The sequence below is a fragment of the Comamonas sp. 26 genome (genome assembly GCF_002754475.1).
In the GTDB taxonomy this organism is placed as follows: Bacteria; Pseudomonadota; Gammaproteobacteria; order Burkholderiales; family Burkholderiaceae_C; genus Comamonas.
On record NZ_PEFL01000001.1, the window covers coordinates 2,877,317 to 2,891,106 of the forward strand.

The 13,790-nt window shown below is 59.4% G+C and carries 11 protein-coding genes; 9 read left to right on the plus strand and 2 right to left on the minus strand.

Annotated elements, in window-relative coordinates; translation table 11 throughout:
* Position 1: 1 nt before the first annotated feature.
* Positions 2 to 715 (minus strand): bifunctional 2-polyprenyl-6-hydroxyphenol methylase/3-demethylubiquinol 3-O-methyltransferase UbiG, encoded by a 714-nt coding sequence (gene ubiG / locus CLU84_RS13385; protein ID WP_099737586.1) that lies wholly within the window; start codon positions 713 to 715, stop codon positions 2 to 4.
* 82 nt (positions 716 to 797) lie between these two features.
* Entirely contained in the window at positions 798 to 1,445 is a 648-nt protein-coding gene (gene ompA / locus CLU84_RS13390; protein WP_099737587.1) for an outer membrane protein OmpA, read from the minus strand.
* Positions 1,446 to 1,674: 229 nt separating this feature from the next.
* Here ompA and gyrA point away from each other — a divergent pair, with 229 nt between their 5' ends.
* The 9 genes from gyrA to lapB all read left to right on the plus strand — a co-directional run bounded on the left by gyrA (position 1,675) and on the right by lapB (position 13,753).
* Positions 1,675 to 4,377 (plus strand): DNA gyrase subunit A, encoded by a 2,703-nt coding sequence (gyrA, locus tag CLU84_RS13395; protein ID WP_099737588.1) that lies wholly within the window; start codon positions 1,675 to 1,677, stop codon positions 4,375 to 4,377.
* A gap of 112 nt (positions 4,378 to 4,489) precedes the next feature.
* Positions 4,490 to 5,599, plus strand: coding sequence for a 3-phosphoserine/phosphohydroxythreonine transaminase (gene serC, locus CLU84_RS13400; RefSeq protein WP_099737589.1), 1,110 nt, complete (start codon positions 4,490 to 4,492; stop codon positions 5,597 to 5,599).
* 137 nt (positions 5,600 to 5,736) lie between these two features.
* Positions 5,737 to 6,837 carry a prephenate dehydratase gene (pheA, locus tag CLU84_RS13405; RefSeq protein WP_099737590.1) on the plus strand — a complete coding sequence of 367 codons (1,101 nt, stop codon included), beginning with the start codon at positions 5,737 to 5,739 and terminating at the stop codon, positions 6,835 to 6,837.
* Between the two features lie 17 nt (positions 6,838 to 6,854).
* Positions 6,855 to 7,742, plus strand: a complete 888-nt coding sequence (locus tag CLU84_RS13410) for a prephenate dehydrogenase/arogenate dehydrogenase family protein (protein WP_099738020.1) — start codon at positions 6,855 to 6,857, stop codon at positions 7,740 to 7,742.
* Positions 7,743 to 7,830: 88 nt separating this feature from the next.
* Positions 7,831 to 9,864, plus strand: a complete 2,034-nt coding sequence (locus tag CLU84_RS13415) for a bifunctional 3-phosphoshikimate 1-carboxyvinyltransferase/cytidylate kinase (RefSeq protein WP_099737591.1) — start codon at positions 7,831 to 7,833, stop codon at positions 9,862 to 9,864.
* 186 nt (positions 9,865 to 10,050) lie between these two features.
* Positions 10,051 to 11,733 (plus strand): 30S ribosomal protein S1, encoded by a 1,683-nt coding sequence (rpsA, locus tag CLU84_RS13420; protein WP_099737592.1) that lies wholly within the window; start codon positions 10,051 to 10,053, stop codon positions 11,731 to 11,733.
* A 108-nt stretch (positions 11,734 to 11,841) separates the two neighbouring features.
* Complete coding sequence (locus CLU84_RS13425; protein WP_099737593.1) at positions 11,842 to 12,162, plus strand: integration host factor subunit beta; 321 nt, start codon at positions 11,842 to 11,844, stop codon at positions 12,160 to 12,162.
* A 111-nt stretch (positions 12,163 to 12,273) separates the two neighbouring features.
* Complete coding sequence (locus tag CLU84_RS13430) at positions 12,274 to 12,606, plus strand: lipopolysaccharide assembly LapA domain-containing protein (protein ID WP_099737594.1); 333 nt, start codon at positions 12,274 to 12,276, stop codon at positions 12,604 to 12,606.
* On the plus strand, positions 12,596 to 13,753 hold the full coding sequence (gene lapB, locus CLU84_RS13435; protein WP_099737595.1) for a lipopolysaccharide assembly protein LapB: 1,158 nt from the start codon (positions 12,596 to 12,598) through the stop codon (positions 13,751 to 13,753). The genes CLU84_RS13430 and lapB overlap by 11 nt, the downstream gene beginning before the upstream one ends.
* Positions 13,754 to 13,790 lie beyond the last annotated feature (37 nt).

The following is a 13,790-nucleotide window of genomic DNA, read 5'->3' on the forward strand; positions in this document are numbered from 1 at the left end:
ATTACTCCTGTGGGCGGCGAGTTGCCAGCATGTAATTGACCGAGGTATCGTTGCTCAACCAGTAACGACCCGAGATGGGGTTGTGCTCCAGCCCTTTGCTGCCTTGAAGATCCAGCCCTGCTTCACGCGCAAAGCGGGCCAGCTCGCTGGGGCGCAGCAGCTTGGCGTACTCGTGCGTACCCTTGGGAATCATTTTAAGCATGTACTCTGCCGCCACAATCGCCAGTGCAAAAGCCTTAGCATTGCGATTGATGGTGGAAAAAAACACCCAGCCACCGGGCTTTACCAGCTCCGCGCAGGCGCAAACGATGGAAGCAGGGTCAGGCACATGTTCCAGCATCTCCATGCAGGTCACCACATCAAAGCTGGCTGGCTGTTCTTGTGCAAGCTGCTCTACGCTGACTTCGTGATACTGAATATTGGGTGTTGAAGTCTCAAGCGCATGCAATTGCGCCACTCGCAAGGCCTTGGTTGCCAGGTCAATACCCACAACTTTAGCCCCTTTGCGCGCCATGGAGTCAGCAAGAATGCCGCCACCACAACCCACATCAAGCACTCGCTGATTCACCAGAGGCACCTGGGCATTAATCCAGTCGAGTCTCAGGGGGTTAATTTGATGCAGTGGTTTGAATTCACTCTCGGGATCCCACCAGCGATGGGCTAGGCTGGAGAACTTTTCCAGTTCTGCCGGATCGGCATTGATAGTGTTGCTCATGGTGCAATTGTCCGCGATTACCGCAATGAATCAGGCATAAAAAAAGCCCCGTTACCGGGGCTTTTTATGTAGCAATCAAAGATTACTGAGCAGCCTTGGTGCCCACAACTTCGATTTCCACGCGGCGGTTTTGAGCGCGACCAGCAGCAGTCTTATTGTCTGCCACGGGTTGCTTTTCGCCCTTGCCTTCGGTGTACACGCGGCTCTTTTCGATGCCCTTGGACACCAAGTAAGCCTTCACAGCTTCAGCGCGACGCACCGACAGCTTCTGGTTGTATGCATCGGAACCGACGGAGTCAGTGTGACCCACGGCAATGATGACTTCCAGGTTGATGTCCTTGATCTTGCCGGTCAGGTCGTCCAGCTTAGCCTTGCCAGCGGGCTTCAGAACCGACTTGTCGAAGTCGAAGAAGGCGTCAGCAGAGTAAGTGACCTTGGAAGCAATAGCTGCAGGAGCTGGAGCAACAGGAGCTGGAGCAACAACAGCGGGAGCAGGAGCAGCAACTTGAGCCTTCAGTGCACCGTCGCAATCAACAGCGGCAGTAGCAGGAGTCCAGTTGGCATCGCGCCAGCACAGTTCGTTTGTGCCGTTCTTCCACACCAGCTCGCTGGTGCCGTTTTGCCAGTTGTCGATGACGTTGCCGCCATTTGCAGCCTTAACTTGTGCGCCAGCGGCCGTCACGAGGGCAGCGGAGGCAAACAGCATCGCCACTTTGTTCAGTTTCTTCATGGTTCTCCTCTTGGGGAAAAAGCCGCAGCAGGGCTGCGAATCTGTGGACGTCATCAGTGACCATCACCAAAAACGTTGAAACGATTGTGCCATACGTAACATGCAAGAGTGTTGTCAACTAAGCTCCAACAAGTAGGAGAGCTGCGTAATTCCTAAGTTATGTTGCTCTGCTGCCACACGCCATTCGACCTAAAATGCTTGCTTTCCAGCCGTCAAAGTATCACTAGACATGACCCAGTTTGCTAAAGAAACTCTGCCCATCAGCCTTGAAGAGGAGATGCGTCGCAGTTATCTCGATTACGCCATGAGCGTGATCGTGGGCCGGGCGCTTCCTGATGCGCGTGATGGCCTCAAGCCCGTGCACCGTCGCGTTCTGTACGCCATGCACGAACTCAATAACGACTGGAACCGCCCTTATAAAAAGTCAGCGCGTATCGTCGGTGACGTGATTGGTAAGTACCACCCTCACGGCGACAGCGCGGTCTACGACACCATCGTGCGCATGGCCCAGGACTTCTCTTTGCGCCACATGCTGGTGGACGGACAGGGTAACTTCGGTTCGGTGGATGGCGACAGCGCCGCTGCCATGCGATACACGGAAATCCGCCTCTCGAAGATCGCTCACGAAATGCTGGGCGACATCGACAAGGAAACCGTTGATTTCGGCCCCAACTACGACGGCTCTGAAAGCGAGCCTCTGGTGCTACCAAGCCGCTTGCCCAACTTGCTGGTCAACGGCTCTTCGGGCATTGCCGTGGGTATGGCCACGAATATTCCGCCGCACAACCTCAATGAGGTCGTTGACGCCTGCCTGCATCTGCTGCAGAACCCCGAAGCCAGCATTGATGACCTGATGGAAATCGTGCCCGCACCCGACTTCCCCACCGCCGGCATCATCTACGGTATCAACGGTGTCAAGGAAGGCTATCGCACCGGTCGCGGCCGTGTGGTGATGCGCGCCAAATGCCACTTCGAGGACATCGACCGCGGCCAGCGCCAGTCCATCATCGTTGATGAGCTGCCCTACCAAGTCAATAAAAAGACGCTGCAGGAGCGCATGGCCGAGCTGGTGCACGAGAAGAAAATCGAAGGCATTAGCCATATTCAGGACGAGTCAGACAAATCCGGCATGCGCTTGGTGATCGAGCTCAAGCGCGGTGAAGTGCCCGAGGTTGTGCTCAACAACCTCTACAAGCTCACCCAGCTGCAAGACACCTTCGGCATGAATATGGTGGCGCTGATCAACGGTCAGCCCAAGCTGTGCAATCTGAAGGACTTGATCGAAGTCTTCCTGCAGCACCGCCGCGAAGTGGTGACACGCCGCACCGTGTTCGAGCTGCGCAAGGCCCGCGACCGCGGCCATGTGCTGGAAGGTCTGGCCGTTGCGCTGGCCAATATCGACGACTTCATAGCCATCATCCGCAGCGCGCCCACGCCCCCCGTCGCCAAGGCTGCGCTGATGGAAAAGTCGTGGGATAGCAAGCTGGTGCGCGAAATGCTCACCCGCACGCGCACAGACGGCGGCGTGATCAATGCCGACGACTACCGCCCCGAAGGCCTGGAGGTCGAATACGGCATGCAGCAAAGCGGTCTGTACCGCTTGTCCGAGACGCAGGCGCAGGAAATTCTGCAGATGCGTCTGCAACGCCTGACAGGTCTGGAACAAGACAAGATCGTGGCCGAGTACAAGGACATCATGTCGGTCATCGAAGACCTGCTGGACATTCTTGCCAAGCCCGAGCGCGTCTCTGTCATCATTGGCGAAGAGCTGAACACCGTGAAGGCCGAATTCGGCCAGACCAAGAAGGGCGAGCGCCGCTCTACCGTCGAGTACAGCGCGCAAGACCTGTCCACCGAAGACCTGATTACGCCCACCGACATGGTGGTGACGCTCTCGCACACCGGCTACATCAAGAGCCAGCCCCTGTCCGAATACCGCGCCCAAAAGCGCGGTGGTCGCGGCAAGCTGGCCACCGCCACCAAGGAAGACGACTGGATCGATCAGCTCTTTATCGCCAACACGCACGACTACCTGCTGTGCTTCTCCAACCGTGGCCGCATGTACTGGCTCAAGGTCTGGGAAGTGCCATCGGGCTCGCGCGGCTCGCGCGGTCGCCCCATCGTCAACATGTTCCCGCTGCAAGACGGCGAGAAGATCAACGTGGTGCTGCCGCTGACCGGTGAAAACCGCAGCTTCCCTGAAGATCACTACGTCTTCATGGCCACCAGCATGGGTACCGTCAAGAAGACAGCGCTGACCGAGTTCAGCAACCCCCGCAAGGCCGGCATTATTGCCGTGGGCCTGGACGAGGGCGACTTCCTGATCGGCGCGGCATTGACCGACGGCAAGCACGACGTGATGCTGTTCAGCGACGGCGGTAAGGCTGTGCGTTTTGATGAAAACGATGTGCGCCCCATGGGCCGCAATGCCCGCGGCGTGCGCGGCATGAACATCGACGAAACCCAGAACGTCATCGCCATGCTGGTTGCCGAGGCCGACGACGGCACGGGCAATGTGGCAGAAGGCTCGCAAAGCGTGTTGACCGCCACCGAAAATGGCTATGGCAAGCGCACCGCCATCAGCGAATACACGCGCCACGGCCGTGGCACCAAGGGCATGATTGCCATTCAGCAGTCCGAGCGCAACGGCAACGTGGTGGCCGCCACTCTGGTCGCACCTGAAGACGAGATCATGCTGATCACCGACACCGGCGTGCTGGTGCGTACCCGCGTCGCGGAAATCCGTGAACTGGGCCGCGCCACACAAGGCGTGACACTGATTAACCTGGACGCAGGCGCCAAGCTCATCGGCCTGCAGCGCATTGTGGAAAATGATGCCAACGACGCCGAAGGCAGCGTTGACGAAGCCGAAGGCAATACCGCTGCAGACGGTGCCGCTGAAGGCTCGGCAGAGCCAGGCGACGCCTCTTAAGCGACTGCCCAGGAAAGCCGCCACGCGCCTGCCCCAGGCCGTGGCGCAATGTTTTTGATAGCTGAAAGCGCAAGCCAGGCAAGCGCTTTCACATGTTTTGAGCGTAAATCTGATGAACCGCCCCTATAACTTCTCCGCAGGCCCCGCCGCTATCCCTGAAGAAGTGCTGCAAACCGCAGCCGCCGAAATGCTGGACTGGCACGGCTCTGGCATGGGCGTGATGGAAATGAGCCATCGCGGCAAGGAATTCATCAGCATTTACGAAGCCGCAGAAGCCGATCTGCGCGAGCTGCTGGCCGTGCCCGCCCACTTCAAGATTCTGTTCATGCAAGGCGGCGGCCTGGCCGAAAACGCCATCGTGCCCATGAACCTTTCGCGCGCTGGCGTGACCGATTTTGTGGTGACCGGTAGCTGGAGCCAGAAGTCGGCCAAAGAAGCCGTCAAGTACGCCAGCGAAGCCAATGTGATTGCCACGGGCAAGGACAGCGACTACACCACAATCCCCGCAGCCAGCAGCTGGAACCTGAGCCGCGGCGCAAGCTACGTGCACATCTGCAGCAACGAAACGATTCACGGCGTGGAGTTTCAAGAGCTGCCCGACCTGAAAGCGCTGGGCTCGGACGCGCCACTGGTCATCGACTTTTCCTCGCACGTCGCATCGCGCTCCATCGACTGGAGCCGCGTGGGCCTGGCCTTTGGCGGCGCGCAAAAGAATATTGGCCCTGCAGGCCTGACCATCGTCATCGTGCGCGAAGACCTGCTGGGCCACGCCCTGCCCGTCTGCCCCAGCGCCTTTGATTACAAGACCGTGGCCGACAACGGCAGCATGTACAACACGCCCCCGACCTGGGGCATTTACATGGCAGGCCTGACCTTCAAATGGCTCAAGCAGCAAACCGAAGGCACGCTGACTGGCGTGGCCGCCATGGAGGCGCGCAATATCGCCAAGGCCGATCTGTTCTACAACTATGTCGATCAGTCGCGCTTTTATGTGAACAAGGTGGCAGAGAACTGCCGCTCGCGCATGAATATTCCCTTCTTCCTGCGTGATGAATCGCGCAACGACGCCTTTCTGGCGGGTGCCAAAGAAGCCGGTCTGCTGCAGCTCAAGGGCCACAAGTCGGTGGGCGGCATGCGCGCCAGCATCTACAACGCCATGCCTATCGCAGGCGTGCAGGCGCTGATTTCCTATATGGAAGACTTTGAGCAGCGCCAGGCTTAAGCCCGCCTAACTCACGCCTACCGTACGCACACCATACAAAATGAGCTGCCAGCGCTCACCTCTAAAAGCTTTCAGGGCCATAACCCCCTGAAAGCTTTAAGAATCAGGCGCAAGCAGCTACAAAATTTGAGGAACCCATGAGCCAAGACCCACAAGCCAGCCCCGAGTTGCTGACGCTACGCAACCAGATCGACTCGCTGGACCGCCAATTGCTGGACCTGGTCAACCAGCGCGCCCATGTGGCCGAACAGGTGGGTGAGCTCAAGAAAAAAGAAGGCTCGTCCTTCTTCCGCCCCGACCGCGTGGCGCAGGTGATCGAGAAGATCAAGCGCAACAACCCCGGCCCCCTGAAGGGCGCGCATGTAGCCGCCATCTGGCGCGAAATTATGTCCGCGTGCCTTGCGCTGGAGTCTCCCCAACGCGTGGCTGTGCTCGGCCCGGCTGGCACCTTCTGCGAAGAAGCCGCCATTCAGTACTTTGGCGGCGCTGCCGACCTGATGTACTGCAACAGCTTTGAAGAAGTCTTTCACGCCACCGCCGCAGGCAGCGCCCAGTACGGCGTGGTGGGCGTTGAAAACTCCAACGAAGGCGTGGTGACGCGATCGCTGGACATGTTCCTGCACACGCCTTGCCATGTGGTGGGCGAAGTCAGCATGCTGATCCGCCACAACCTGATGCGCACCAGCAACTCGCTGGACGGTATTGAAGTGGTGGCCGCCCACCCCCAGGCGCTGGCCCAGTGCCAGGGCTGGCTATCCAAGCACCTGCCCCATGCAGAGCGCCGCCCGGTGGAGAGCAATGCTGAAGGCGCGCGCCTGGCCGCCCTGCACCCCAACTGGGCTGGCATTGCTGGCGAACGTGCGGCGCAGCAGTTTGGCCTGCACATCGTCAGCCATGCCATTCAGGACGACGCCTACAACCGCACACGCTTTGCCGTCATCTGCCTGCCGCACACGCTGGCCACGGCTGCACCCAGTGGCTCTGACTGCACCAGCCTCGTCGTCTCCGTACCCAATACCGCTGGCGCCGTGCATGACCTGCTGGTGCCGCTCAAAAACCACGGCGTATCGATGACTCGCTTTGAGTCGCGCCCGGCACGTACCGGCCAGTGGGAGTATTACTTCTACATCGACGTGGAAGGCCACCCCGCACAAGCCAATGTGGCCGCCGCGCTGCAGGAGCTGCAATCACTGTGCGCCTTCTACAAGGTGCTGGGCACCTACCCGGTGAGCAAGTAATGACGACTGAGCAGAAAATGCAGCCCTTCGAGCAGCTGGGCCTGATTGGCTGCGGCCTCATGGGCGGCTCGTTTGCGCTGGCGCTCAAAAAGGCGGGTCTGGTCAAACGCGTGGTGGGCTACAGCAAATCGCCATCCACCACAGAGCGCGCCCGCCAGATGGGCGTGATTGATGTGGAAGCCCCTTCGGCCCTGCTGGCTGCAGCAGGCGCCGACCTGGTATTGCTGGCTGTGCCTGTGGCCGCCACCGAAGCCACGCTCAAGTCCATCAAGCACCTGGTCACCCCAAAGATGATGATCATGGACGTGGGCTCCACCAAGGTCGATGTCGTGCAGGCGGCCCGCACGGCGCTGCGCGACCAGATTGGCAGTTTTGTGCCCGCCCACCCCATCACCGGCAAGGAAGTGGCGGGTGTGGAGCATGCCGACGGCAATCTGTACCACAACGCGCAAGTCATTCTCACCCCCACAGAACGCACGCTCACCGCACACCTGCACCGCGCTGAAGCTCTGTGGCGGGCGCTTGGCAGCCATGTGCAAGCCATGTCGCCAGAGGCGCATGATGGCGCACTGGCCACCGTCAGCCACCTGCCCCACCTGCTGGCGTTTGCCATGATGCAAAGCGTGCTGAACCAGCCCAAGGCCGATGAAGTGCTGTCGCTGGCTGGCCCCGGCTTTCGCGACTTCACCCGCATCGGCGCTGGCGACCCCCAGCTCTGGCGCGATGTGCTGCTGGCCAACCGCGAACAGGTGCTGGCCCAGTCCCGCCAGTTCCGCCAGGCGCTGGAGCAGCTCGAAGGCCTGATGGAAGCGCAAGATGGACAAGGCCTGCAAGATCGCCTGACGCTGGCCAGCGCCGCCCGCGCCCACTGGAAGATGGGTGCCAAGCGTGGCTCTGGGCTCTGAAAATCAAGCCTTTTATGCTTCTAGCGCTTACTGAATAGGCGCTAGAAGCTACTAATTTCAGAGCAAATTTACGACCTGATGGATCGCCATGTTTAATACTGAATTTTTGGATATCCCCGCGCTGGACTCTGCCAACGGCACCGTCAGCCTGCCCGGCTCCAAAAGCATCTCCAACCGCGTTCTGCTGCTGGCCGCGCTGAGCCAGGGCACAACCACCATCCACGACCTTCTGGACTCTGACGACACGCAGGTCATGCTGGCTGGCCTCAAGCAGCTGGGCTGCCGCATCACGCCAGATACCGTCACCCCCGGCCAGGCGATTGAAGTCACTGGCATTGGCGGCCAGTTGCCTGCAGGCACCACGGCAACGCTGTTCCTGGGCAACGCAGGCACGGCCATGCGTCCGCTGACGGCAGCACTGTCGGTACTGGGCGGCAACTTCGAGATGACGGGCGTACCCCGCATGTACGAGCGCCCGATTGGCGATCTCGTCGATGCGCTGCGCCAGTTGGGTTGCCAAATCGACTACCTGAAGGACGAAGGCTTTCCTCCGCTCAAAATCGGCCAGCCCGACTTCAGCCAGCTGAGCAGCGAATCCATCAAGGTACGCGGTGATGTCTCCAGCCAGTTCCTGACCTCGCTGCTCATGGCCTTGCCCCTGCTGGCCAAGGACCGCGACATCACCATCGAGGTGGTGGGCGAGCTGATCTCCAAGCCCTATATCCACATCACGCTGGAGCTGCTGGCCCGCTTTGGCATTGCTGTCAAAAACGAGCAATGGCAGCGCTTTGTAATTCCCGCAAGCAGTCGCTACCAGTCGCCTGGCAGCATCCACGTAGAAGCCGATGCCTCATCCGCTAGTTATTTCATAGCACTTGGCGCAATCACTGCAGACGCTACAGAGCAAAACAGCATCAAAATTCTGGGCGTTGGCAAAGATTCGATTCAGGGTGACATCCGCTTTATCGAAGCGGCTCAGGCCATGGGTGCACAGCTCGAAAGCGGCCCCAACTGGCTGCAAGTCAGCCGCGGCACATGGCCCCTCAAGGCCATCGACCTCGACTGCAACCACATCCCCGACGCAGCCATGACGCTGGGCGTGATGGCCTTGTACGCCAACGGCACAACCACGCTGCGCAACATCGCCAGCTGGCGCGTGAAGGAAACCGACCGCATCGCCGCCATGGCGATTGAGCTGCGCAAGCTGGGTGCCACGGTGGAAGAAGGCGCGGACTACATCCGCATCACCCCGCCTGCCAGCAAGCAAGCGTGGAAGGCCGCCAGCATTCACACCTATGACGACCACCGCGTCGCCATGTGCTTCTCGCTGGCCGCCTTCAACCCCGCCAAGCTGCCGGTGCGCATTGAAGACCCCAAGTGCGTGGCCAAGACCTTCCCCGACTACTTTGAAGCGCTGTTCTCCATCTGCGAAACAGAGCGCGAGCGCATTCCCGTGATCTGCATCGACGGCCCCACCGCCTCGGGCAAGGGCACGATTGCGGCCGAAGTGGCCAAGGCGCTGGGTTACCAGTTGCTGGATTCGGGCGCGCTCTACCGCATCACCGGCCTGGCCGCATCGCGGGCCGGCCTGTCGCTTGACGAATCCAACGAAGAAACCATTGCCGAAATGGCACTGGAAATGCCTGTGCGCTTTGACGCCCAGCAACGCGTGTGGCTGGGCGATGAAGACATCAGCCTCGCCATTCGCAGCGAAGAAGCGGGCATGAATGCCTCACGCGTTTCCGCCCTGCCCGCCGTACGCAGCGCGCTGGTCGATCTGCAACTGGCCTTTCAGCACCTGCCCGGCCTGGTGGCTGATGGCAGAGACATGGGCACCGTCATCTTTCCCCATGCGCCGCTGAAGGTCTATTTATGGGCCTCCGCCCAGTGCCGCGCAGAGCGCCGTCATAAACAGTTGATTTCCAAAGGGATTTCAGCTAATATATCTACCCTTTTGGCAGACCTTGAAGCACGTGATGCACGCGATATGAATCGCGCCACTGCGCCTCTCAAGCCCGCCGAAGATTCTTTGCAGCTCGACAGCTCCCAGATGACCATTGAAGAAGTGGTTGCCCAGGTGCTGTCGTGGTGGCAAGAACGTCAGCTGTTTGGCCGCGCTTGATTTATCAGGCATAGCCCCGCAGCTGACTTGTTGGCCCTTGGTGTCAGGCTCTGCAGATCGCAGAACCGGCAGCAAGGTTGTTAACCTTTAACCCCGTGGGCCTTAAAAACCCGCACCCTCCGCATTCAGTCTTAAAAACGTTTGGCAATAGTGCTGACGGAAACCTGTTTGCGGTCAAGGAAATACATGTCTGAATCTTTTGCCGCCCTTTTTGAAGAGTCGTTGACACGCACCGAAATGCGTCCCGGCGAAGTTATCACCGCTGAAGTCGTGCGCGTTGAGCACAACTTCGTGGTGGTGAACGCTGGCCTGAAGTCGGAAGCCTACGTGCCCCTCGACGAGTTCAAGAACGACCAGGGCGAAGTTGAAGTCCAAGTGGGCGATTTCGTTTCCGTGGCCATCGGCTCCATCGAAAACGGCTACGGCGACACCATCCTGTCCCGTGACACCGCTAAGCGTCTGGCTTCCTGGCTGTCGCTGGAAAAGGCTCTGGAGTCCGGCGAATTCGTGACCGGCACTACTTCCGGCAAGGTCAAGGGCGGCCTGACCGTTCTGGTCAACGGCATCCGCGCATTCCTGCCCGGTTCGCTGATCGACACACGTCCTATCAAGGACCTGACTCCTTACGAAAACAAGACCCTGGAATTCAAGGTCATCAAGCTGGATCGCAAGCGCAACAACGTGGTGCTGTCGCGCCGCGCTGTGGTGGAAGCCTCCATGGGCGAAGAACGCGCCAAGCTGATGGAAACCCTGAAGGAAGGCGCCATTGTTCAAGGCGTGGTCAAGAACATCACCGAATACGGTGCGTTCGTGGACCTGGGCGGTATCGACGGCCTGCTGCACATCACCGACATGGCATGGCGCCGTGTGCGTCACCCTTCCGAAGTGGTGACTGCTGGTCAAGAAATCACTGCCAAGATCCTGAAGTTCGACACCGAAAAGAACCGCGTGTCTCTGGGTCTGAAGCAAATGGGCGACGACCCATGGATGGGCGTTGCTCGCCGCTATCCATCGGCCACCCGTCTGTTCGGCAAGGTCACCAACATTGCTGACTACGGCGCATTCGTGGAACTGGAACCCGGCATTGAAGGCCTGGTGCACGTTTCCGAAATGGACTGGACCAACAAGAACATTGCTCCTACCAAGCTCGTGTCCCTGGGCGACGAAGTGGAAGTCATGGTTCTGGAAATCGACGAAGACAAGCGTCGCATCTCCCTGGGCATGAAGCAGTGCAAGGCTAACCCTTGGCAAGATTTCGCTCAGAACACCAAGCGCGGCGACCGCGTGAAGGGTCCTATCAAGTCCATCACCGACTTCGGCGTGTTCGTGGGTCTGGCTGCCGGTATCGACGGCTTGGTGCACCTGTCTGACCTGTCTTGGAACGAAACCGGCGAAGCCGCTGTTCGTAACTACAAGAAGGGCCAAGAAGTCGAAGCCATCGTGTTGGCCGTGGACGTTGAGCGCGAGCGCATCTCCCTGGGCATCAAGCAGCTGGACAGCGACCCCTTCACCACGTTCACTACCGTGAACGACAAGGGCCAGATCGTGACCGGCAAGGTCAAGACTGTGGACGCTAAGGGCGCTGAAATCGACCTGGGCGAGGACATCATCGGCTACCTGCGCGCTTCCGAAATCTCGGTGGACCGCGTGGAAGACGCTCGTTCCGTCCTGAAGGAAGGCGACGAAGTGACTGCAGTGGTGGTGAACGTGGATCGCAAGAGCCGCAACATCCAGCTGTCGATCAAGCAAAAGGATCACGCTGAACAGCAGACAGCCATGGCTTCTCTGTCGGCTCAGTCCTCCAAGGAAAACGCTGGTACCACCAGCCTGGGCGCTCTGCTGCGCGCCAAGCTGGACGCAGACAAGTAATCACTTGCCTCAGCTGGTCGGTCAGCTAGCCTGATCGACCGCTAAGCGTCAAAGACAACGGGCGCCTTGTGCGCCCGTTGTTGTTTTCAACCTAGTTTCCGCTGCCCGATGACCCGATCCGATCTCGTAGAAGAACTTGCCGCCCAATTTGGCCAACTCAACCAACGTGATGCCGAACAGGCCGTCAAAACCATTCTGGATGCCGTCAGTGATGCACTGGTGCGCGGCCACCGCATTGAAATTCGCGGCTTTGGCAGTTTTGCCATCAATCACCGCCAGCCCCGCATCGGCCGCAATCCCCGCTCCGGCGAATCTGTGCAAGTCCCCTCCAAGCGCGTTCCCCACTTCAAGCCAGGAAAAGCCCTGCGCGAAGCCGTGGACAACTTGAAGACCGACGACCCAACACCTTCACCACAACAGACAGCCTGAAGCAGCAGGTGCCTTTTTGCACCTGTCTGGCCTGACTCTCTTGCCTGTTGACCAGTCTGCACACAGGCTGGCCTAAAATCTCCCCGTCATACAAGAGGCACAAGGGGAAGCATGAAATACCTGCTGTGGCTGCTCAAGGCAGCCATTTTTTTCACTCTGTTTGCATTCGCACTCAACAACCAGCAAGACAGCACCGTGCATTTTTTCTTTGGCACGGCCTGGACTGCACCCCTGGTACTGGTGGTGCTGACGGCATTTACGCTGGGATTATTTGTTGGCGTACTGGGCATGGTGCCGCGCTGGCTCAAGCACCGTGCAGCAGCCCGCGAAGCGCATGCCGCCAAGCAGGCACAACAAGCCGCAGCAAGCATGCCAGCAGCACCGGCTGCCGCAGAGCAGAGTTCTTCTTCGACCCTTTCGCCAAGCGACATTCATGGAATTTAATCTGACTTGGATTTTGCTGGGCCTGCCCGTTGCCTTTGTACTGGGCTGGCTGGCCTCTCGCTGGGATTTACGCCAGGTGCGCGCCGACAACCGTCAGGCACCTAAGGCATATTTCAAAGGCCTGAACTTTCTGCTCAACGAACAGCAGGACAAGGCCATTGATGCATTTATCGAGGCCGTGCAAAACGACCCCGATACGACCGAGCTGCACTTTGCACTGGGCAATCTGTTTCGCCGCCGAGGTGAGTACAACCGCGCCGTGCGAGTGCACGAGCACTTGCTAAGCCGCGCTGACCTCTCCCGCCCCGACCGTGACCGTGCCCAGCATGCTCTGGCGCAGGACTTTCTCAAGGCCGGCCTGCTGGACCGCGCCGAAGAGGCTCTGAACCGCCTTGAAGGCACGCAATACGAGGCCGAAGCACGCCTTTCCCTGCTGGCCATCTACGAGCGCTCACGTGACTGGACACAAGCCGCAGCCATCGTGCGCAAAATGCAGGCTGCCGCTCAGGGCGACTTCAGCACCCGTCTCGCCCACTATCTGTGTGAAGACGCACAAGCACAAGTCGCACATGGCCAGCTCGACAAAGCATTTTCGCAGCTGCAGCAAGCGCTTGAAACCGCACCACAAGCCCCACGCCCACGCCTTGAACTGGCACAGCTGCAACACCGTCAAGGCCAGTCAGCACAAGCACTGACCAGCTTGCAAGCACTGGCGCAAAACAGCCCCGCAGCACTCCCTCTCGCCGCCAGCCTGATGGTGGAAGTAGCCGAAGCCACTGGCGAGATTGAGCCAACACGCGCACTGCTGCTCAAGCACTATGAGCAGGCTCCGTCGCTTGACCTGCTACAGGCCTTGGTGGCTTTGGACAAGAAAAGCAGCCAGCCCGATGCACCTGGCCGCCTGCGCCTGGTCAACCACCTGGAGCGCGAATCGTCCCTGGTGGCCGCAGCGCAATGGCTGGAAGGCGAAACACTGTCCGAGGAGCAATACCACGGCACGGTGCAAAAAGCCCTGAACCATGCCACCAAGCCGCTGACCCGTTACCGCTGCGCGGCCTGCGGATTTGAGGCACGCACCCATTTCTGGCACTGCCCCGGCTGCCAGAGCTGGGACAGTTACCCGGCCCGCAGAGTAGAAGAGCTGTAAAAGCTGAAATCAAAAAGAGCGCCCTTGAGCGCTCTTT

What these genes read in the sequence shown, in the direction of transcription:
- ubiG (WP_099737586.1), bottom strand. Translation starts at nt 715, where the DNA reads ATGAGCAACACTATCAATGCCGATCCGGCAGAACTGGAAAAGTTCTCC.
- ompA (WP_099737587.1), bottom strand. Translation starts at nt 1,445, where the DNA reads ATGAAGAAACTGAACAAAGTGGCGATGCTGTTTGCCTCCGCTGCCCTC.
- gyrA (WP_099737588.1), top strand. Translation starts at nt 1,675, where the DNA reads ATGACCCAGTTTGCTAAAGAAACTCTGCCCATCAGCCTTGAAGAGGAG.
- serC (WP_099737589.1), top strand. Translation starts at nt 4,490, where the DNA reads ATGAACCGCCCCTATAACTTCTCCGCAGGCCCCGCCGCTATCCCTGAA.
- pheA (WP_099737590.1), top strand. Translation starts at nt 5,737, where the DNA reads ATGAGCCAAGACCCACAAGCCAGCCCCGAGTTGCTGACGCTACGCAAC.
- CLU84_RS13410 (WP_099738020.1), top strand. Translation starts at nt 6,855, where the DNA reads ATGCAGCCCTTCGAGCAGCTGGGCCTGATTGGCTGCGGCCTCATGGGC.
- CLU84_RS13415 (WP_099737591.1), top strand. Translation starts at nt 7,831, where the DNA reads ATGTTTAATACTGAATTTTTGGATATCCCCGCGCTGGACTCTGCCAAC.
- rpsA (WP_099737592.1), top strand. Translation starts at nt 10,051, where the DNA reads ATGTCTGAATCTTTTGCCGCCCTTTTTGAAGAGTCGTTGACACGCACC.
- CLU84_RS13425 (WP_099737593.1), top strand. Translation starts at nt 11,842, where the DNA reads ATGACCCGATCCGATCTCGTAGAAGAACTTGCCGCCCAATTTGGCCAA.
- CLU84_RS13430 (WP_099737594.1), top strand. Translation starts at nt 12,274, where the DNA reads ATGAAATACCTGCTGTGGCTGCTCAAGGCAGCCATTTTTTTCACTCTG.
- lapB (WP_099737595.1), top strand. Translation starts at nt 12,596, where the DNA reads ATGGAATTTAATCTGACTTGGATTTTGCTGGGCCTGCCCGTTGCCTTT.